At 44.9% G+C, this 20,005-nt stretch carries 15 protein-coding genes; 6 read left to right on the forward strand and 9 right to left on the reverse strand.

Annotated elements, in window-relative coordinates:
* Positions 1-2: 2 nt before the first annotated feature.
* Complete coding sequence (locus tag AB6D93_RS08960; RefSeq protein ID WP_102332708.1) at positions 3-791, reverse strand: phytanoyl-CoA dioxygenase family protein; 789 nt, start codon at positions 789-791, stop codon at positions 3-5.
* 319 nt (positions 792-1,110) lie between these two features.
* On the opposite strand from AB6D93_RS08960, the gene AB6D93_RS08965 reads away from it, so the two are divergent.
* A complete protein-coding gene (locus tag AB6D93_RS08965) occupies positions 1,111-2,301 on the forward strand; it encodes a GGDEF domain-containing protein (protein ID WP_102332707.1) in 1,191 nt (396 codons plus the stop codon).
* Here the strand turns inward: AB6D93_RS08965 and AB6D93_RS08970 are convergent.
* Both AB6D93_RS08970 and AB6D93_RS08975 read right to left on the reverse strand, forming a co-directional pair.
* Positions 2,288-3,169: a DMT family transporter gene (locus AB6D93_RS08970; protein ID WP_017064271.1), complete on the reverse strand. Its 882-nt coding sequence runs from the start codon at positions 3,167-3,169 to the stop codon at positions 2,288-2,290. The two genes, AB6D93_RS08965 and AB6D93_RS08970, sit on opposite strands and share 14 nt — an antisense overlap.
* A 191-nt stretch (positions 3,170-3,360) precedes the next feature.
* Complete coding sequence (locus AB6D93_RS08975; RefSeq protein ID WP_017059988.1) at positions 3,361-4,692, reverse strand: MFS transporter; 1,332 nt, start codon at positions 4,690-4,692, stop codon at positions 3,361-3,363.
* A 317-nt stretch (positions 4,693-5,009) separates the two neighbouring features.
* Here AB6D93_RS08975 and kduD point away from each other — a divergent pair, with 317 nt between their 5' ends.
* Together kduD and AB6D93_RS08985 are read left to right on the forward strand one after the other, a co-directional pair.
* Positions 5,010-5,771 (forward strand): 2-dehydro-3-deoxy-D-gluconate 5-dehydrogenase KduD, encoded by a 762-nt coding sequence (kduD, locus tag AB6D93_RS08980; protein WP_017067926.1) that lies wholly within the window; start codon positions 5,010-5,012, stop codon positions 5,769-5,771.
* A 53-nt stretch (positions 5,772-5,824) separates the two neighbouring features.
* Complete coding sequence (locus tag AB6D93_RS08985) at positions 5,825-6,463, forward strand: RpiB/LacA/LacB family sugar-phosphate isomerase (protein WP_017067927.1); 639 nt, start codon at positions 5,825-5,827, stop codon at positions 6,461-6,463.
* 122 nt (positions 6,464-6,585) lie between these two features.
* Here the strand turns inward: AB6D93_RS08985 and AB6D93_RS08990 are convergent, their stop codons facing one another.
* A complete protein-coding gene (locus AB6D93_RS08990) occupies positions 6,586-9,195 on the reverse strand; it encodes a hybrid sensor histidine kinase/response regulator (RefSeq protein WP_102332706.1) in 2,610 nt (869 codons plus the stop codon).
* The gene (locus tag AB6D93_RS08995) at positions 9,188-10,417 is read right to left on the reverse strand and encodes an acyl-homoserine-lactone synthase (protein ID WP_102332705.1); all 1,230 of its coding nucleotides are present in this window, start codon (positions 10,415-10,417) and stop codon (positions 9,188-9,190) included. Before AB6D93_RS08995 ends, AB6D93_RS08990 begins: the two co-directional genes overlap by 8 nt.
* Before the next feature lie 668 nt (positions 10,418-11,085).
* Between AB6D93_RS08995 and AB6D93_RS09000 the strand changes: the two genes are divergently transcribed.
* A complete protein-coding gene (locus tag AB6D93_RS09000) occupies positions 11,086-11,478 on the forward strand; it encodes a cystatin domain-containing protein (RefSeq protein ID WP_017059983.1) in 393 nt (130 codons plus the stop codon).
* 103 nt (positions 11,479-11,581) lie between these two features.
* Here the strand turns inward: AB6D93_RS09000 and AB6D93_RS09005 are convergent, their stop codons facing one another.
* Together AB6D93_RS09005 and AB6D93_RS09010 are read right to left on the reverse strand one after the other, a co-directional pair.
* Positions 11,582-12,160, reverse strand: coding sequence for a hypothetical protein (locus AB6D93_RS09005; RefSeq protein WP_102332704.1), 579 nt, complete (start codon positions 12,158-12,160; stop codon positions 11,582-11,584).
* A gap of 196 nt (positions 12,161-12,356) precedes the next feature.
* Positions 12,357-13,955, reverse strand: coding sequence for an isocitrate lyase (locus AB6D93_RS09010; RefSeq protein ID WP_017059981.1), 1,599 nt, complete (start codon positions 13,953-13,955; stop codon positions 12,357-12,359).
* Positions 13,956-14,085: 130 nt separating this feature from the next.
* On the opposite strand from AB6D93_RS09010, the gene AB6D93_RS09015 reads away from it, so the two are divergent.
* Both AB6D93_RS09015 and AB6D93_RS09020 read left to right on the forward strand, forming a co-directional pair.
* The gene (locus AB6D93_RS09015; RefSeq protein ID WP_102332703.1) at positions 14,086-15,039 is read left to right on the forward strand and encodes a LysR family transcriptional regulator; all 954 of its coding nucleotides are present in this window, start codon (positions 14,086-14,088) and stop codon (positions 15,037-15,039) included.
* A 174-nt stretch (positions 15,040-15,213) separates the two neighbouring features.
* Entirely contained in the window at positions 15,214-17,397 is a 2,184-nt protein-coding gene (locus AB6D93_RS09020) for a malate synthase G (protein ID WP_102332702.1), read from the forward strand.
* Between the two features lie 211 nt (positions 17,398-17,608).
* On the opposite strand, the gene AB6D93_RS09025 is transcribed toward AB6D93_RS09020, so the two are convergent.
* Positions 17,609-19,036: an NAD-dependent succinate-semialdehyde dehydrogenase gene (locus AB6D93_RS09025; RefSeq protein WP_102332701.1), complete on the reverse strand. Its 1,428-nt coding sequence runs from the start codon at positions 19,034-19,036 to the stop codon at positions 17,609-17,611.
* A gap of 93 nt (positions 19,037-19,129) precedes the next feature.
* A complete protein-coding gene (locus AB6D93_RS09030; RefSeq protein ID WP_017064281.1) occupies positions 19,130-19,918 on the reverse strand; it encodes an IclR family transcriptional regulator in 789 nt (262 codons plus the stop codon).
* Positions 19,919-20,005: the final 87 nt, after the last annotated feature.

Genomic DNA, 20,005 nt, shown 5'->3' on the forward strand with positions numbered 1-20,005 from the left:
GATTATGAGTACTGCATCGATTTTAAGTGTAGCGTGTTCATAAATAATCTTGGGTCGGAAATGTTGCTCAACATGGCTGGTGTTGGCAGACAATCGTCATCAACGTAGTCGACATAGTCTGCCGCCGAATCAAAGATCAAAATATCCAAAGCCAAACGATCCAAGCCATATCGGCCTCGGTGGATCATGTCCGCTGAAAACACCAATAAGTCACCTGCGGCTAACGGTATCTGCTTACCACCAGAGATGTCATCGCTGCTCACTTTGCCGTTTTCTTCTTGGCGAACATTGTACTCTTCTTCGTTGTCCCAACGCTTGTGTGTGCCAGGGATAAGTTCCATACCTGGCTCATCAAAAATGGGCACTCGCAGATGCAATACCTGGGTTTCCATGATGACTTTCATTTGGTCATCAACGTCGTAATCGTATTGACAGTCACGATGCCAGAAGTCTTTTTGTTGCGGATTTACTGGGTTGAAGAACAGCTGTGTATTCATGAATGCTGGTTTGTTCGGAATCACCGCATCAACCACGTTCATCACTTGTTTCGAGCTGATGAAGTCGAAAAGCACGCTTCTATCGTCGGCGAGCAAATACTCGCTTCCCGTAATTAAAGACGAGTTAAATGCTTCTTCTTTATAGAATTCTTCGTTGTCTGCTTTCCATGATTCATGAAATTTCAGCACGACTTTTCTAAGCGATGCAATTTGAGCTTCATTGAAATAATTTCTGATAACAAAGTAACCATGTTCGTCGTAACGGTCACTTAATTGTTGGCTGTTTTCTACCACTGACTACCTTCGTTCATTCTTTGCTGTATAATAACTAAGGTCAACAGCCCTAGAGATTTCTTGGGCGCATAATGCCAGACAGTCGTCATTCAACCAAGTAACGAGTGCAGAAGCCTGTAGATTCAGTGATGCGATAAAACTCTATGGGGGCGAGTGTTACATGCCTATCCATATCATGGACTCATGCGATAAAAATCTCCGCATATGTGATCTACCCCCTTTTTTTATAAAATAAAAAGATTCACATGGTGAATGTTTTTGTGGTTTGCATGATTATTGACCATGTTGAAATTTGGTTGCGTATGGAAGATAGAAAATCATGGATGGTTTTTCGCTGGATATGAGAACACTTAATTTTATTATTATTTTGTTCTCTTTCATTTACTGTATTGGCTTGTTGTTATTTCAATTCACTCAACAGTCCATTAAAGGGCTTTCAATCTTTTCCATTTCAATATTTGTTATCGGAACTGGGCCGTTGATGTTGAGCCTAAGAGGGGAGTTCCCTGATTGGGTCACAGTTATTGGTGCCAATATGGTCATTGCGCTTGGTTTTCATCTCGCCTTGTATAGCTTATGTCTGTTTCGAGAATACTCTCTCAAATGCACCTACCTCAGTAGTCTAATGATGTTGGCTCTTTTGCCATGTTTTATTTACTTCACGTTCTATGAGCCTTCCATAAAGGCTCGAATTATCCTCATTAGTTTATATCTGGCTTTTGTGACTCTTTGCACTGCCTTTGCGGTATTAAAGGGCCGGCGTGATGACTTGACTCTAGGTATTCGGATGATGGCCTTGTCATTTACGATATATGGCGGGTTTATGTTTTTTCGAGTTGTGGTGACGCTATTTTCAACTGAGCTCCAGGATTTCATGGCGGCCACTCTCATTCATCAACTTGCCTTTTTAGTGAGCATCGTTCTTATTGTGTCGATGAGCTTTACAATGCTTTGGCTGATTAACGCAAGGTTGCTTAGTTCTATTCACGAGCTGTCCTACAGCGATCCTCTAACGGTACTGGGAAACCGCAGAGCATTAGATGAGATGGTTCCAGTTATCATGAAGCAGGCGGAAACTGCACCTGTTAGTGCCATTATGATGGATATTGATAATTTTAAGTCGATCAATGACCAACACGGACACATTGTAGGTGACCTCGTGATCAAGTCTTTTGCTGAAATGGTTCAAAGTGCGATAAAAACATCGCCTAAAGCCAGTGCGTTTCGTTTTGGCGGAGACGAGATAATGATTTTATTGCCTAATGTCGATTTCCAACAAGCTCAGGTTATTGCCTGCAAGTTACGATTGTCTATTTCAGAGGTATCAGCAGTACAAGAACATGAGATGTTTCTGACATCGAGTTTTGGTGTTGCTCAGCTTCACCCGCATGAGAGTTGGAATGGGTTTATTAGCCGAGCCGACAAAGCGTTATATCAAGCGAAAACAAACGGTCGCAATATGACTTCAATTTGTCCTAGTCATATTAACGAGCTCGTCACTGCCACATAACCAATACTGCTGCGATAGAAAGCAAGATGAGCGCAAGAATGTCTTTGCGCGCGATGCTTTGCCCTAACCAGAAATAGGATATCAACACCATGAAGATCACTTCGACTTGCCCGAGTGTCTTTACGTACGGCACGGCTTGAAGCGACATCGCGCTAAACCAACCCAGAGAACCGATAACACTCGCTAAGCTTGTCATGATGACTAGTTTCGACTTCTTGAATATCAGGCGCAGCGTGTCGCGTTCTCTGAAAAAGAGATACGTACAGATAATCACTGTCTGAAGGGAAATGACGAGGAACAGCACCCAAGCAGCGCTATGAGGGAAGGGCAACCCTATGCTCAAACTTGCTTCCCGTACCCAAAGAGACGTTAAAGCAAAGGCGGTGCTACACGCCATACCTAATAAGAACACTTTCGGGGACAAGCTTCGCCAGCCAGAAGCGCTACTCATGATTAGCACGCCTAAAGTACCAATAAGTACGCCGACCCAACCTGTTAGTGTCAAAGCAGTACCAAAAAACAATACGGATAGCACAGCAGATACGGGGGCTTCACACTTGGCTAAGCCTGCGCCTATCGCATAGTTTTCGAGCTTGAACAGCATCACCATTAAGCCGGTCGCGAGGATCTGCATGATGGCGGCAGCAACAATATAGAAAACAAACTCACCCGAAAAATCCGGTGCGGAGACTGGCTGCCATTGATAGAGGGTGTAGAGGTAAATAAGGGCGATTGGGCCAGCCCAAATAAAACGCGCCAACGTCACGCCAGCCACGCTCATGGTGCCACTTAATTTACTTTGAAAGGCATTGCGCCAAGATTGGCTAAAGGCAGCAAGGAGAGTAAAGGCTATCCAACTAAAAGACATGACGCGTCCATGTGTTATGTAATTTGCTGATTATATTAACAAATAAAACCAATATAAGAAGCGACTTGTTCTTTTAATAAGCAATAGTCAGTTGCGTGAATCGCTCGGTTTTGAAGAATATTCGGTCTTTAAAACTTGCGCTGTAAACCTTAACGGCTTCATTTACTTGTCACTCGACATCAATCGATTGTTTAGAAAATCGCTTCTTTTCTGTTCTTGAAGTAGAACAGCGCGCTGATCAAAACGAACAGTAAGGTGAAGTAATAGAAAAAAGAAGACAGTGAGGCCAAGAAGGCAAGGTTCTGTTCTATTTCTTGTTCGGTGTAGCCCTGAGACACCAACTTATAGTAGTAAGCGTACAAGATACCGATCAGACCGTATCCGAGGTTAAACATCAAACCTTTGAAACTAAGAACGGTGGCTCTGTTGTGTGATTCGGTTTTTTTATTCAGGTGGTAGCTGATGAAAATGTTCATCGTCATGATGATAAAGATTAATACTAGTGCCGGAATGACTCCGTAAATCGACCAACCTAAACTGATCCAGTAATAAGTCGCCATGCTTGCCAATCCCATAACCACAATGAAGGTTTTAGCCTCCATACTCTCTGCTAATCTTCGGCTTTGTCCTGCCAATATAATCTTAAGCAAGCTGATACCCGCACCAATAAAACCAAAGTAGATAATTGGAATATCAATGGCCAGATAGTATTGGCTGTTCATGGTTAGGAACATGCGTGAGGTGTGTTCGAATAGGCTGTAGTAGAGCAAGATGAACAGCACGTAAGGCGTAGCGAATACCCATTTACCTGCATCGATCGTCAATTTAAGACTTGAGATGGTGGTTGCCAATTTGGTTTGGTCGCTTGGCATCAGCTTTTTCTCTTCGCGCATATTAATCGCGGCATAGATAGCGATCATCGCTACAAATAGGGTGGCGAACACAGGAATACGCATCAGATCTTTGGTGCTTTCTGGTTCGGCTAGTCCAAGGAAATGAAAGATGTTCGTCATAAAATTCACGTCGTACATCGCCGCACCAATTAGTGTGACAAAGATACCGACCGTTGAGGCGACACGAAGCTGGATTTGCAGCACTCGAGGCCACAACTCTTCATTGCCTTGTTCTTTTAAGGTGTCGTAAGCCAATGCCTCGTCAGCACCGCTGGCCAGTGCCATCGCTAAGCCACTGAGAATCCGGTTAATCAGAAAAACAATGAACACCAAGTCTGGGTTTCCGGTTGGTACGAGCGCTATCATGGCGATCTCAACAAACATCACAATCGAAGACAGCACCACCAGTTTCTTACGGCCTAAGGTATCGGCGAATGCACCCGACGGTACTTCAGCAAGCACAATGGTGGCCGCCCAAACTACATTGAGCATCGCGAATTGAGACAGGGTTAACCCGTAATCTAAATAAAGTAGTGTGAATATAGGGTAGTAAAAACGCGCAAAGTAGCTGCTTCTAAACATCAAGAAGTAGCGGACATTGGGAATTTTAAGGATCTCTTTGAGCGTCATGATAATTTCAGTAATTTAGATAACACATTATTATGTATAACCCTTTTACTCTTTTAAATCATGGAATTGTTGCCAAATCCCTAAAATATCTGGTTTGGGTGATCTTCGAACTCATTGTTCATAGTGGGTTATAGGTTTCTCGTCTTCAAATCACTTTCCCCTATTCATTTAGTTTGTGGTGCCGTTTCACTTGTTCGACTGATTTTGGTGCAAGATCGAACTTCTACAACGTCGCTCTCGTATTTACATCTTATTGTATGATTTAATTATTGGTAATAACGATACGCAATGAATCCAATGTAATTGAGGAAGCGAGCATGATCTTAGAGTCATTCAGTCTGGAAGGTAAAGTAGCGATAGTGACGGGCTGTAACACGGGGCTTGGGCAAGGTATTGCATTAGGCCTAGCGGAAGCCGGTTGTAAGGTTGTCGGTGTTAACCGAACAGAGCCTGAAGAGACTATTGAGAAAATGAGTGCAGCAGGTCATTCGTTCCTAAACGTGAGTGCTGATCTTCTCGAGCAAGCGTGCATTCCAGGGGTTATAGAGCGCACTTTGGCTGAGTTTGGCCAAGTCGACATTCTCGTGAACAATGCAGGAATTATTCGCCGCCAAGATGCTATTGAGTTCTCAGAGCAAGATTGGGATGACGTAATGAACGTGAACACCAAGACGGTGTTCTTTATGTCTCAGGCTGTTGCAAAGCAATTTAAGGCTCAAGGTACTGGCGGAAAGATCATTAACATTGCATCGATGCTCTCATTCCAAGGTGGCATTCGAGTTCCTTCCTATACGGCTTCAAAAAGTGCTGTGATGGGCGTGACACGTGCGATGGCGAACGAATGGGCGCGCGATAATATCAACGTGAATGCGATAGCCCCCGGTTATATGGAAACTAACAATACTCAAGCTCTGCGTGAAGATGCTGAGCGTAATCAAGCGATTCTTGAGCGTATTCCGGCTGAACGTTGGGGTAAACCGCAAGATATCGCAGGTCCTTGTGTGTTCTTAGCATCATCAGCATCGGATTACATTAATGGCTATACCATTGCTGTTGACGGTGGTTGGTTAGCACGCTAATTAGTTTTTTATTCTAAATTTTGAGTTTGCAGCAATCTTGCAGGAGAAGATAAATGAAAATCGCTTTAATGATGGAAAACAGTCAAGCAGGCAAAAATGCTATGGTATCAGCTGAACTAGAGTCAGTTGCTGGTGGTTTTGGTCACGATGTCTTCAACCTAGGAATGACAGACGAGAACGATCACCACTTAACGTATATTCATCTAGGTATTATGGCGAGCATTCTGATTAACTCAAAGGCTGTTGACTTTGTTGTGACAGGATGTGGCACTGGCCAAGGTGCTTTGATGTCACTGAACCTGCATCCGGGGGTGGTTTGTGGTTACTGCCTAGAGCCATCAGATGCTTTCTTGTTTAACCAAATTAACAACGGTAATGCTCTCGCTCTCGCTTTTGCTAAAGGCTTTGGCTGGGCAGGTGAACTCAACATTCGTTATATCTTTGAAAAAGCGTTCACAGGCGAGCGTGGTAATGGGTATCCACTAGAGCGTGCAGAACCACAGCAACGTAATGCAGCAATTTTGAATGAAGTGAAAGCGGCGGTGGTAAAAGATAACTTTATTGATTCTCTGAGAGCCATCGACCAAGATCTAGTGAAAACAGCGGTTGGCAGCGAACGTTTCCAACAATGCTTCTTTGAGCATTGCCAAAACCAAGAAATCGCTGATTATGTTCGTTCACTTTTAGATTAATTAGAGCGTTTAGTTCTGATAGAGCCAGCCTTGTTCGGCTGGCTTTTTGATGAATAATTAAAGGAAAGTTGTGAGGCAGACAGTAATCAACTGGAAAAATGGCGATTCGTGTTTTCCTGAATTTACTCTTCATCTTCGGTTTCTTTGGGAGCATTCGACGCCCAGTCTTTTTCAAGCCAGTTATCGAGCACGTGTTGCAGCACTTTCAAAGAGGTTGGCTTCTCTAGGCGACCATCCATCAGTTTGCTGATCATATCTAACTCGTGTTGTCCTGATTCGCCAGACAAAGCAATGATTGGTGTTTGAGGTGAGCGTGCCTTGATGATTTGGCTTGCGTCAAAACCATTCATTACCGGCATTTGTACGTCCATTAAGATCAAATCGACCTTGTGTGTTTTGAACAGCTCGACGGCATTCTCACCGTTTTTGGCTTGCAAGCTATTTACACCAAGTCGACTCAGGTACATCTGAACAAGCGTGCGTTGCACTTCTTTATCATCGACGATAAGCACGGTTGGAGCCAAATGGTTCTCTGGGGTTAGCGTACTTGTTGGCTCTGAACTTTGCGTTTCCGCTTGGTTATCTGGCTTAACTTCTGCGTTGGGTTTGTTTTCAGTTGTGGTTTGATTACTTTTCCAATCATTGAAGTAAGGCGTACGAAGTGCGTCTGCTTTGGGTGCATTGGGTACTACCGGGAAGTACAGGTGGAACTCAGTAAACTCCCCAAGTTTAGAGTGGCACTCAACTCGGCCGCCAAATGAACGCATCACACGTTGGCAATAGCCAAGCCCTAGGCCGCTACCACCGCTTTTTTGGTAAGAGAAGAAGTCATCAAAGATCTTATGTGCAATGGCTTCGTCAATGCCAGGGCCGGTATCTCGGAATATCAGAACGTTCTCGTAAGGCCCTGTGTTGGTGCTGATCTCAATTTGGCTTTCTGGATAAGAATCAAAGTAATAGATTGCATTACGTATCAGGTTGAAAATAACGAAATTGAATAAGGTTTCATTGAGCTTTGCTACAAAATCAGCGTGTTGTGGTAAACGAATGCGTTCAATGATCTTTTCATTCTCAAAACCATAGTGGCTTACGGCTTGATCTACGGCTTTGTGGATAGAGGTCATGGCCACAGGGCCGTGTTCAGGCGTACTGTCACTGACTTCGCGCAGGATGATATCAATCAGTTGTCGCCCGCGTTGAATCGCCGCTTGGCCATTCTCAATATCCTTTAGGATTTGTTTAGCTGGGGCTTGGTTATCAATGTGCTGTTTTAACACCTCAAAATGCAGCTGCACTTGAGCCAGCGGGTTACGCATTTCGTGTGCGATAGAATTAGCAAGCGCGCGACTTTGGCGAATGCGTCTATCGGCTTCAATGGTGCTTTGTACACGAGTTAACAAGGTTTGCAGTGCAGAGATCTCTTCGTTAGAGAACATCTTATCGTTGCTCTTATGTGATGAGACCAATAAGTGCGTGACCGATTTCCCCTGACCAAACAGAGGCATCACCAAAGCGGTGTCGTTTGAGCTCATCTTGTCATATAGGGCTTTTATCGAGCGCTTGGCTGGTGCGGTGTAATCAAGCTCCTGAGACAGCTCATCGAACACTAAAACGGACTTGTTGGTAGACAGGTAATCTTCGTAGAAGGTTTCGTTGTAGTTGCTGTTCACCAGACGCAACTTGTCTTCGGGAATCTGCAATAGGCTACCTAATCGACGCATTGCATCATCAATCGACAGCTTGAAATCGTCTTCTAGTGAGAGGATCTGTTGTACTGGCGTTTTCTTGTTTCCGTAGACAAAGAACGAGGCGTAGTGGCTTACGCGCTTGTAGAGAACATGCCACGTGATGCCGATAATCGCGCAGATTGGGATAGCAACAAGCCATTGACTGTCGTCTGTCAGCGGGATAAATATCGCGCCAAAAGGGATCACCAAAATAGCACAAACCAACATCGCATTTAGGCTCATGTACGCCAGGTATTTCACGCTGTAGAAGCGCGAGGTCAGCAGGGCATAGCCAACGAACAACATTTCACTTATCGACAAAGCTGGTGGCAGCCAAGTGAGCGAGAAATCACGCAAGAAGTAGGTCATGCCTAGGTGGATCGTCGCAGTAGACAGCATGAAGACTAAAATGCCGGCGATCATATAGTTGGTTTTGGCTAAAGTTAGCTTGCTGCTGTTGGCGCGCATGGCCACCAGGTTGAGTAGTGTTAGCACTACAAAGCTAATCATCCCAATAAAGAAGTACGGCGTATGCGGGCCAAACTCAATCACGAACTGGCTTGGGCCTGCAATGGTGACGTGTTCAACGGTTAACCCCGGACTTAAATTGATAAAGAAGGAGTAGACGGTCAGGGTGACGAAAATGGCTTGCTGCCACACATGAACCTTACCATTACGTTGTTCAGCGGCGAGTTTGCACGAGAAGTAATAGGCAAAGGCAAACGCAAAGAACGAGGCGAGGTTGGCAAACTTTGCGGCGAACACGGCGGCCGAGGCCCCAAGTTCCGGTAATAAGTCGGTATGGAAATAAGCGTTACTGCTGATCCACGCAACAATGCAGATCGAATATGCGATGTAAGGGGCATGGTGTGTCCCTGCGATCACTTCGTTCTTCTGTTTCAGGCGATAGCAGTAATAGAACAACCACATGACAACCACAGCCACGGTTGCAAGCAGTGTGATTGCTTTTGCATAGATGATCGCCTCTAGGCCGAAATCAAACATGTTCATCCTTTTTCACCGAGCTAGTTTTTCCTGCCGAGCGCGACTTTTCTAATGACTTTCTGCTTTCTCGCACTGCGCGTTTGTAGCTTCGAAAATCGACATTATTGAACGCTTTTACCATCATCTCAAAATTCCAGAATCCACGATAAATTGTCGTGCCATCGTCATTTAATTCGCAATATCCAGAATGGAAGTATGCATTGGAATCAATGGTTTGATAAAACTGAAGCATGAAAGGTTGCTCGATAATAGTGAAGCCAATCTTATAGCCTATTTGGTGTAACACACTCATCAGCTCTTTTTGAGAAAGGTAGAGGAAATAGAGCTTTTGTTGGGTATTGCCACTGACTGTCAGACGTAACACCTCACACAGGGCATCTTTGTCGGACAATTGTAACTGGAATTGTTGGTCAAATTCTGGGAGAGAGTAACATTTTGACAGTGTAGGCGGTGTGAAAAGTTGTAACCCTGCGAGTTCATCGTAGCCGTAATTGGTTAAACAGTATTGCCATTGCTCATTGCTGAACGGCGGTGCGTAACTTAGCCAAGTGTCATTCTTAGACCAGTCTTGAATCAGCGCAGAGGAAACCAGTGTTGGAAAGGCTTCATCGACTGGATGCTTGAGCAGAATAAAATGCTTACCTGCCTGAGAAAGGTGTAATAAAGGCAGCATCTCAAACCATTTCTCGCCCTTGATGAACACCTCGAGATTGCTTAAAGCAATGGCATCGCTGATTGGCATTCCTTGTGGGTGACTCGGTGTTTGTACCAAAAGTGGCTCATGTTCTATCTGTTCGATGATCGCACCGTAATAAGCACTGTCATTGATAGGGAGGTCGACATGAGAAATGGAGCTTGGATTTAATGGAGATTTTGCTTTGATCGCAGCAATTTCACACTCACACCAGAAATCTAGCCAATGCATATAGCACTGCCCTACAGCCTGCTCTAGAAGAGCAATCTCTGCAGATAGTGTATTTGGATAGCGCAGAATCAGATCGCGGTAGTCCATCACCTCAAACAATACAGAGTAGCTTTTGTTTTGATGCTCTGGGAAAAGCAATTCTAACTGGCTTCTACGATATTCAGTCACGTTTTGAAAAAGCTCAGTGCGCTCATGTGGCTGATAAGTGTTGATGACGAGCTCTATCAGCGCTCGCTGTTTTATTTCGATAGACAGACTGCTAGCCAACAGTGAGCCTAAAGACGACGTTAATTTCATGTTTAACCTAGCCTAGGTTTATATAATTATTTTTATTTGATCTGCACTATCTATAGGACACTGATTTTAGGTATGTGTTTGAAGTTACGTTACTTTGAGAGAGCTAATCGTAACTTTACTTGTGTCCATGTTGTGAGAAGTAAGTTGCATAATCGGGTGAGATTTTACTACTTGCACCCACCCTTAACAATAAAGATTTTCCATATTTGAATGAATTCACAGATGAACAAAGTACATTATTATCAACAACTTGTCGGGCTGGATCACAGTTTTAAAATCAGACATGATTAAGCCGAGCATAAACTTTTGAATTTATAAAATAATCTCAAATATCTATTTTTTGAACCAATATCATAATCCAAATCAACATGAGCTCATCTTATTAATTACAGCGTGAATGTATTTGGTGTGAGATATGTAATTAACTGATTAATTATGTCTGTATTATTACTCGCTTATTCTCTCGCTACTCATTTTAATGATTTAAATATCAGGTGGATAAAAGCAGAGCTCCAGTGCTCGGCTTGTTTTCCTGACAATCTCCTGTGTTTATAGAGTAGTTACACCATAATCTCTGATGAAGTGATGACATTCGAGGTTTAAGCTTGCCTGCATATGAAACATTATTGCGAGTAATCCCTCGTAAATGATTGAGGTAGAGAGAATTTATGAAGAACGTACGATTAACATCATTACTTGGAACAGCAACCTTGTTTAGTGTCGTGGCGTTAGCTGGGTGTAGTCAGAAATCAGAGGTACCAACTCAACCGCAAGAGAATGCGAACCCCATCTGCAGCACTAAAAACCTGACGGGTGGTTGGTCGAAAAGTGAGATAACACCAGAAGCCAAGCAAGCTTTAAACGCAGTTCTTAGCCAAATGAACACTTCAGCTGATCTCAAGCAGATCTTGAGTGTTCGAACTCAGGTTGTCGCGGGTTTGAATTACGCTATTGAGTTTGAAATGGATAATGGTGAAGTGTGGAACACCATCGTTTACCGTTCTCTACAAGGTGACATCGAAATGACGCAACCTGCACAGAAAGGTCTTCTGTGCTCATAATCTAGATGTGCCAGTGTCTTGTGAGATAGGCTGATAGCAAATAAAAATGGCTCCGTGTTGGGAGCCATTTTTGTTTTTAAGAAGACTGATTTGTTGAACGTTTTCAGTCGGCCAACTCGGGCTCAGCTAACTCCTGAACACAAGCACGGCTGATGTCTTCATCAATGTAGGCCATACCGAGTTTATTGAGGTAGTCCATGCGATCAGCAGTGCGAAGCTCGATGTCGGGGCCTGCAATGTTATTGGCTTGATAAATTTCAGTGAGGTGAGACATGAATTGCTCGCCCACACTCATCATCAATAGACTCATTGCTCCTACGTCCGGTCTTACTTTGGGACGTTGCTTTTCAGATAAGTTTACCGCTAATACGATAGGCTGTTCTTCACCTTCGAAGCGAACGCCTCGCTCACGAACGGTTTGTTGAGCCCAGTAATATGCCAGTTCTTTGCTCTGGGTGAGAAACACTGGCTCAACCGATTCGGTGTAGTTGTTGCCGATGGTCGCCATAGTTTTTGAAGCTGCTTCGTTGAGCGCTTTGTCTCCAGAACGTTTTAAACCTTGGCCTTGAATAGAAGCCAATAAAGCTGAAGATGTGCCGTGATACCAAGTATCACCCGTCGCGAAACCATTCTCTGATAACAGTGTTTTTGCATCTTGTAGGTGTGTAGGTATTGAAGTCATAGGCACTCTCAACAAATAGGAATCTGAACAAATACGTATACAGTTAGCTTAAACAGAAGTTGTTCGGTTAACCGTGGTGTGGAACACAAATCTGAGGCTTTGAGATAAAGCTGGCAGTACAAGCTTTATCTCAAAGCCTTCCCCCGGATCTTACCTAAGTAAGAGAGAAGGACGGGGGAGGCTTTAGCGTTAGCGGTTAATCAAATTGATTAGACGTATTCGCTTCACCCGCGGCTTTTAGTGCATTCTCACCCGCGAAGTATTCTTTGTGATCATCACCGATGTCTGAACCAGACATGTTTTGGTGTTTAACACAAGCGATGCCTTGGCGTATCTCTTTGCGCTGAACATTTGCAACATAGCCCAGCATGCCTTGGTCACCGAAGTATTCTTTTGCAAGGTTGTCGGTTGACAGCGCTGCAGTGTGGTAAGTCGGTAGAGTAATCAAGTGATGGAAGATACCCGCTTCACGAGATGCATCCGCTTGGAATGTGCGAATCTTGTCATCAGCTCGTTTAGACAATTCAGTTTCGTCATATTCAGCACTCATTAGGCTAGCACGGTCGTAAGCTGAAACATCTTTACCTTCTGCTACCATCGCATCGTATGCTTGTTGGCGGAAGTTTAGCGTCCAGTTGAATGATGGAGAGTTGTTGTAAACCAGCTTCGCATTAGGGTGAACTTCACGTACGCCGTCCATCATCTCTTTGATTTGACCGATGTGTGGCTTCTCAGTCTCAATCCATAGTAGGTCAGCACCCGCGTTGATTGCTTCAATACAGTCGAATACACAACGGTCTTCACCAGTACCTTGGCGGAATTGGTATAAGCCTGAAGGTAGACGCTTAGGTCGAACTAGCTTGCCGTCACGGTTAAAGCAAACGTCGCCTTCTGCCATATCTGCAACATCGATCTCTTCAACATCTAGGTATGAGTTGTAGATATCACCTTGGTCGCCCGGCTCTTTCACTACTGCGATTTCTTTTGTTAGGCCAGCACCTTGAGAATCGGTACGAGCAACAATAACGCCGTTGTCGATGCCTAGTTCAAGGAAAGCGTAACGAAGTGCGCGAAGTTTTGCGTGGAAGTCAGCGTGTGGAACCGTTACTTTGCCGTCTTGGTGACCACATTGCTTCTCATCGGCAACTTGGTTTTCAATTTGTAGACAACATGCGCCTGCTTCAATCATCTGCTTAGCCATTAGGTAGGTAGCTTCTGCGTTACCAAAACCTGCATCGATATCGGCGATGATTGGCACCACGTGTGTTACGTGATTGTCGATTTTGTCTTGGATAAGGTCTTGTTGGTTAACGTCGCCCGCTTCACGTGCAGCGTCTAGCTCACGGAATAAACCACCCAGTTCACGTGCATCAGCTTGGCGCAGGAATGTGTATAGTTCTTCTACTAGGCCTGCAACCGATGTTTTCTCATGCATAGATTGGTCTGGAAGTGGACCAAAGTCTGAGCGAAGTGCTGCAACCATCCAGCCTGATAGGTATAGGTAGCGTCGGTCTGTCTTGCCATCAAAGTGCTTCTTAATAGAAATCAACTTTTGTTGGCCGATAAAACCATGCCAGCAGCCTAAAGACTGAGTGTATTGAGAACTGTCTTTATCGTAAGCCTCCATATCCGCACGCATGATATCTGCCGTGTATTGCGCGATATCTAGACCTGTTTTGAATTTGTTTTGAGCTCGCATACGAGCAGCAGATTCAGCATTGATTGCATCCCATGGAGCACCTGCAGCGCTTTTTGCAACTTCTATCATTTCGATATCTTGTGTAATTTGCGACATAACTATTCCTTAGTTTCACGTGGGGTATGGTTGCCAAATTGGCTTGGATTAAAACTTTGCTATGGACAAAGAATAATCACTCATGTGATAATTTTGTTAATTTATAGTTACTATATTCGGTATTTTTCTTATGAATATTGCTCGTATAGACCTTAATTTGCTTGTGTATTTAGACATGTTGCTACGTGAAAGAAACGTTACACGAGCAGCAAATCAATTGGGTATTACTCAACCAGCCATGAGTAATGGCCTTCGCCGATTGCGTGATCTGTTTGAAGACCCGCTATTAGTGAGAACAAGTGAAGGGATGATACCGACCGAACGCGCGCACAAGTTGCAGCCACTGATTCGAAACATCTTGGCGAATGTAGAGAAGACACTGCAGCCGACCACAGAGTTTAATGCAGAAGACAGTGAACGCGTGTTTCGTATCATGGCGAGTGACTATGCAGAGTCGACCATTATTCAGCCGCTATTAAAAAAACTGAGCGAGATAGCACCGAAAATACGACTGGATATAATGACGCCAAGTGATGTGAGCTATCAGGATGTAGAGCAAGGTACCGTTGATATAATTATCAACCGATTTGACGATATTCCTCAGTCGTTTCATCAGATGAGCCTTTGGCACGACGGGTTTTCTTGTCTATTTAGTTGTGACAACCCGATAGCCGACAACTTCGATATTTTGTCCTATTTAAAGGCGCAACATATCTGGGTAAGTAAGACAGGTATGGGAACGGGGGTGGGGATAAATCCAAGTGAAGCACAAAAGCTCGGTTGGATAGATGAAGCACTTATTCGTATCGGAAAAACACGTAATATTACGGTGTTTACTCGACATTACCTATCAGCCATTCTCTTCGCTCAACAGAAGAATCTGATCCTGACCATTCCAACCAAAGCCGCGCAATTGCAGCGAAATAATCCAAGGCTGTTGATCAAACCCGCGCCATTTGCGATTGAACCGTTTGAAGTGAAAATGGCGTGGAGTCCATTATTGCAAACCAATCCAGACCACCAGTGGATGCGTCGCTTGATTAAAAGTGTCGCCAATGAAATCGAAAGTGGTGTGACGGAATAACACAGTTTGTAGAGTATTTTTTATATGAATATCCAATATAACGGGCATAAATTAGCTAAATTCATGTCCGTTAAGTAAGTTTAAGTCAGTAAAGTAAATTTAAGCTAGTAACGTAAATTTGAGCTAGACACGAAAATTTATTGAGTAGCCATCAGTTAGTTTGAGAGAGAGTTTATGAGCAGTCGCATTCAACAGGGAAGCTTGAACATTGATAGCACCCTCTACCAATTAATTAATGAGCAGGTGATTCCTGGAACAGGCATTGTCGCTGAAAACTTTTGGCAATCATTTGCAACCATCCTTGAAGATCTGGCTCCAAAGAACCGCGCATTGCTTATCAAGCGTGACGATCTTCAACATCAAATTGACGTTTGGCACCAAGAGCGCGCTGGGCAAACGCTAGATCCTATTGAGTACAAACAGTTCTTACAGCAGATCGGCTATTTGGTTTCTGAAGGCGATGACTTTCAAGTGACGACAGCGAGCGTAGAGCCTGAGATCGCAACACAAGCAGGGCCGCAGCTTGTGGTTCCAATCATGAACGCCCGCTTTGCACTTAACGCAGCCAATGCGCGTTGGGGCAGCCTATATGATGCGCTCTACGGCACCGATGTGATCAGCGAAAGTGACGGCGCAGAAAAGGGCGGAAGCTTTAACCCTGTGCGTGGTGCTAAAGTCGTGACTTATGCTCGTGAGTTTCTTGATGACGCAGCGCCATTAAACGGCGTTTCTCATAAAGACGTCACCAAATACAGCATCAGTAACGCTAGCATCGGCAATAAGTTGATAGCGACACTGGATAACGGTGAAGAAGTCACTCTCATTGATAGCGACCAGTTTATTGGCTATCAAGGTGATGCAAGTTCCCCTTCATGCATTCTTCTTAAACACAATAATCTGCACATCGAAATTCAAATTGACCCGAGCGCGCCGATTGGTAGCGTTGATGTGGCGGGTATTAAAGATGTGTTAGTCGAAGCTGCCTTAACGACCATTATGGATTGCGAAGACTCGGTTGCTGCGGTTGACGGTGAAGACAAAGCACTGGCTTACCGTAACTGGCTAGGTTTGATGAAAGGTGATCTGCAAGAATCACTAGAGAAAAACGGTAAAACCATCGTTCGTAGTTTGAATCCAGATCGCCAATACACCAGCGTGACGGGCGGTGAGATCTCGCTGAAAGGCCGCAGCATGTTATTTATACGTAACGTGGGCCACCTAATGACTAACCCTGCGATCATTGACGCCGAAGGCAATGAAGTGCCTGAAGGTATTATGGATGGCATGATCACCTCGCTAATCGCAATGCATGATTTGAAAGGCAATAGCGCTTACCAAAACTCGACCGCAAACAGCATCAATATTGTAAAACCTAAGATGCATGGCCCTGAAGAAGTGGCGTTTACCAATGAACTGTTTGGCCGCATTGAAGATGCATTAGGTTTAGACCGCTACACCATCAAAGTTGGCATTATGGACGAAGAGCGTCGTACTTCGGTCAACCTGAAAGAATGTATTCGAGCGGCTAAAGATCGTGTTGTGTTCATCAACACCGGTTTCTTAGACCGAACCGGTGATGAGATTCACACGAGTATGGAAGCGGGACCATTTGCGCCTAAAACACAGCTGAAAACCATGACTTGGATTGGCGCATACGAAGATCAGAACGTTGATCTTGGCTTAGCTTGTGGCCTGCAAGGTAAAGCTCAAATCGGTAAAGGTATGTGGCCAGAGCCAGACAATATGGCGAAGATGATGGACGCGAAAATCGGACATCCTCAAGCGGGCGCAAATACCGCTTGGGTTCCTTCTCCAACTGCCGCGACTTTGCATGCTCTGCACTATCACAAGGTGAGTGTACCAAGTCGTCAGAAAGAGCTTCGTGAGCGAATGAGAGCGAACGTTGATGATATTCTGACTATTCCGCTATTAGGTAATCAAAAGCTGACAGCTCAAGATATCCAAAACGAATTGGACAACAATACGCAAGGTATTCTTGGTTATGTAGTGCGTTGGATTGACCAAGGCGTCGGGTGTTCTAAGGTGCCAGATATTAACGATGTCGGTTTGATGGAAGACCGAGCTACGCTGCGTATTTCGAGCCAACATATTGCGAACTGGTTACGTCACGGCATTTGCGAGGAAGCTCAGGTAATGAAAACCATGAAGCGCATGGCCGCAGTGGTGGATGAGCAAAACGCTGGCGACCAGAGCTACCGTAACATGGCGCCTGACTTTGAAAACAGCATTGCATTTTCAGCGGCGTGTCAGTTGGTATTCGAAGGCTGTGCTCAGCCGAGCGGTTACACCGAGCCAGTACTGCACGCGATGCGTCTAAAACTGAAAGCACAGGAATAGCGAAGCAACCGAATAACAAAAATAGAGAATGTAAAATACTAAAAAAAGAAACCCCCCTTTAACCGAGCCCAAGGTGCCGCGCTTTTATAGCGCGGCTTTTTTTTGATTCATTTTTGTGAAGGGAAAGGTGGAAAGTGGGTCAGGTTAGTGATCACTAAGACTTAATTATTTCCGAGCCCTAATCACTGCCAGAACTTAGTTACTACCAACCTTATTTTCCGCCAAAGCAAAGATACTTAATGTCCATGTACTCATCGATGCCTTCTTTCGCACCTTCACGGCCAATACCTGATTGTTTCACGCCACCGAAAGGCGCGACTTCGGTTGAGATCAGGCCATCATTAATACCCACCATACCGTACTCAAGTGCCTCTGCGATGTTCCATACTCGATGAATGTTCTGACTGTAGAAGTACGACGCTAATCCATAAATGGTATCGTTGGCCATCTCGATAAGCTCTTCGTCCGTGTCGAATTTCATCACAGGCGCGACTGGGCCAAAGATCTCTTGTTGAACGATGTCCATGCTGTGTTTTACATCTTTAAGAACAACAGGCTGAATGAAAAGCCCATTAAGCTCCTGAGTTGGCGTGACAGGCGCAGCACCTTGTTCAATCGCTCGGTTTATCAAAGCTTGGATGTTGTTCTTCGCATTCAGGCTGACAACAGGTCCAATCGTGACACCCTCATCTAAACCGTTACCAATCTTAAGCTGCTGAACCGCTTGATCGAATTTAGCCACAAACTCATCGTACACTTTACTGTGAACGTAGAATCGGTTTGCACAGACACATGTTTGACCTGCATTACGGAACTTCGACGCCATTGCGCCTTGAACGGCCGCGTCGATGTCAGCATCGTCAAACACAATAAAAGGTGCATTGCCACCAAGCTCCATAGAGGTGCGTTTGATGCCTTTTGCAGCTTGAGCCATCAAAATGCTGCCCACACGGGTCGACCCAGTGAAAGAGATTTTTTTGATCAACGGATGCGAAGTGAATAGGTTGCCCACTTGTTCAGGGCTTTCACCAAGAACGACTTGAAGTAGATCCTTAGGGATACCCGCTTGATAAGCCAGTTCAACCACAGCAAACGCAGAAAGCGGTGTCTCATCCGAAGGTTTCACGACAAAGCTACAACCCGCAGCTAAGGCAGGAGCCGCTTTACGAGTGATCATTGCAATCGGGAAGTTCCATGGCGTAATCGCACATGCGACACCAATAGGCTGCTTGATGGTCACCAAGCGTTTGCCAGCGACTGTGCTAGGAATGGAATCACCATAAGTGCGCTTTGCTTCTTCTGCAAACCACTCAATGAAGCTCGCGCCATACACCACTTCGCCTGTCGCTTCGGCTAACGGCTTGCCCTGTTCCATTGTCATGATTCGAGCAAGGTCATCCTTGTTTTCGAGGATCAACTGGTGCCAGCGATGAAGTAGTGCAGCACGAGATTTAGCAGGGATTTTTGCCCACTCTTTCTGCGCTACATGAGCTCGTTCGATCGCGCTCGCTAACTCTGTTTTTGATGATACCGGTGCGTGCCCGATGAGTTCACCCGTTGCTGGATTGGTCACGGCAACCGCGTTATTCGCTTCTGTCACCATAAAAGAGAGTAAGCGCTGGTTATTAATTTCTAGCATGTGATTCCTTCTTGATGATTACTTAACACGTGTTGGTGCTGTTATTGAGTTGATGTCTATGCAGTGCTGATGATTCGCTTTAGCCTGCCAAGGTTATTCTTGCGCCCAGTTGTCTGCTTCTATCTTCGCTAATGCTTTTGCTGCTTTTTGAAGTGCGGGCAAGAATTTTATTGCTTCGTCCGGTTTCACTCGAATCACAGGTGCTTGTATCGCTAGGCCTAGGTTTGATTGACCTGTTGGTGAGGGTATCAGCACAGCGATACAGACTAAGCCTGGCAAAAACTCTTCATCATCAATAGCAAAACCTTGGATTTTCGCTTCTTCGATGTCTTTCTCTAGAGTCGAATAGTCGGTAATCGTGTTCACGGTGTATTGAGTCAGCGGCACGTTTTCAATTAATCGTCTGCGCTGCGACTTAGACATGTGTGCTAAAAACAGTTTGCCGGTAGCCGAGCAGTGCACGGGAACGCGAGAGCCGGGGTGCAGGTGAAAGCGAAGGGGGGCTTCAGTTTCGGCACGATCGAGATAGATGATTTCGCCACTTGAAAGAGCGGTCAGGTTACAACTCTCACCGACTTCTGCTCTCAGGTTCTCAAGGATAGTGCGTCGCGCGCTGTGCATGGTGCTATTCAAAAGTAGGTTTTCGGCAAGTTTTCTGAGTCGAATACCTGAGCTGTAGTGCTTTTCGTCGCCATCTCTTTGAATGATGCCCGCCGCTTCTAACTGTTGAAGCATTCGGTGCAGCGTGGGTTTTGGCAATCCGGTCTCTTCGACTAAACCTTGCAGAGAAATAAACTCGTCTTTTTGCGCTATCACCTCTAATAGTGCAAAAAGTCGGAGGGTCGGTGTATCCCCTTGAACTTGCGGTGTTTCTGTTTGCATACAGTGATTCATCCTTGCGATATGTCTATGCCTAAGAGTGTACATACCAAATCATTATTCTTCAATTATCTGAATAAAATTTGACCT

This window comes from Vibrio sp. 10N.247.310.23 (genome assembly GCF_041467155.1).
In the GTDB taxonomy this organism is placed as follows: Bacteria; Pseudomonadota; Gammaproteobacteria; order Enterobacterales; family Vibrionaceae; genus Vibrio; species Vibrio crassostreae_C.

Coding starts and splice junctions, on each gene's coding strand:
- AB6D93_RS08985 (WP_017067927.1), top strand. CDS start 5,825: ATGAAAATCGCTTTAATGATGGAAAACAGTCAAGCAGGCAAAAATGCT.
- AB6D93_RS08975 (WP_017059988.1), bottom strand. CDS start 4,692: ATGACGCTCAAAGAGATCCTTAAAATTCCCAATGTCCGCTACTTCTTG.
- AB6D93_RS08990 (WP_102332706.1), bottom strand. CDS start 9,195: ATGTTTGATTTCGGCCTAGAGGCGATCATCTATGCAAAAGCAATCACA.
- AB6D93_RS09025 (WP_102332701.1), bottom strand. CDS start 19,036: ATGCTAGAAATTAATAACCAGCGCTTACTCTCTTTTATGGTGACAGAA.
- AB6D93_RS08970 (WP_017064271.1), bottom strand. CDS start 3,169: ATGTCTTTTAGTTGGATAGCCTTTACTCTCCTTGCTGCCTTTAGCCAA.
- kduD (WP_017067926.1), top strand. CDS start 5,010: ATGATCTTAGAGTCATTCAGTCTGGAAGGTAAAGTAGCGATAGTGACG.
- AB6D93_RS09030 (WP_017064281.1), bottom strand. CDS start 19,918: ATGCAAACAGAAACACCGCAAGTTCAAGGGGATACACCGACCCTCCGA.
- AB6D93_RS09015 (WP_102332703.1), top strand. CDS start 14,086: ATGAATATTGCTCGTATAGACCTTAATTTGCTTGTGTATTTAGACATG.
- AB6D93_RS09010 (WP_017059981.1), bottom strand. CDS start 13,955: ATGTCGCAAATTACACAAGATATCGAAATGATAGAAGTTGCAAAAAGC.
- AB6D93_RS09000 (WP_017059983.1), top strand. CDS start 11,086: ATGAAGAACGTACGATTAACATCATTACTTGGAACAGCAACCTTGTTT.
- AB6D93_RS09005 (WP_102332704.1), bottom strand. CDS start 12,160: ATGACTTCAATACCTACACACCTACAAGATGCAAAAACACTGTTATCA.
- AB6D93_RS09020 (WP_102332702.1), top strand. CDS start 15,214: ATGAGCAGTCGCATTCAACAGGGAAGCTTGAACATTGATAGCACCCTC.
- AB6D93_RS08995 (WP_102332705.1), bottom strand. CDS start 10,417: ATGAAATTAACGTCGTCTTTAGGCTCACTGTTGGCTAGCAGTCTGTCT.
- AB6D93_RS08965 (WP_102332707.1), top strand. CDS start 1,111: ATGGATGGTTTTTCGCTGGATATGAGAACACTTAATTTTATTATTATT.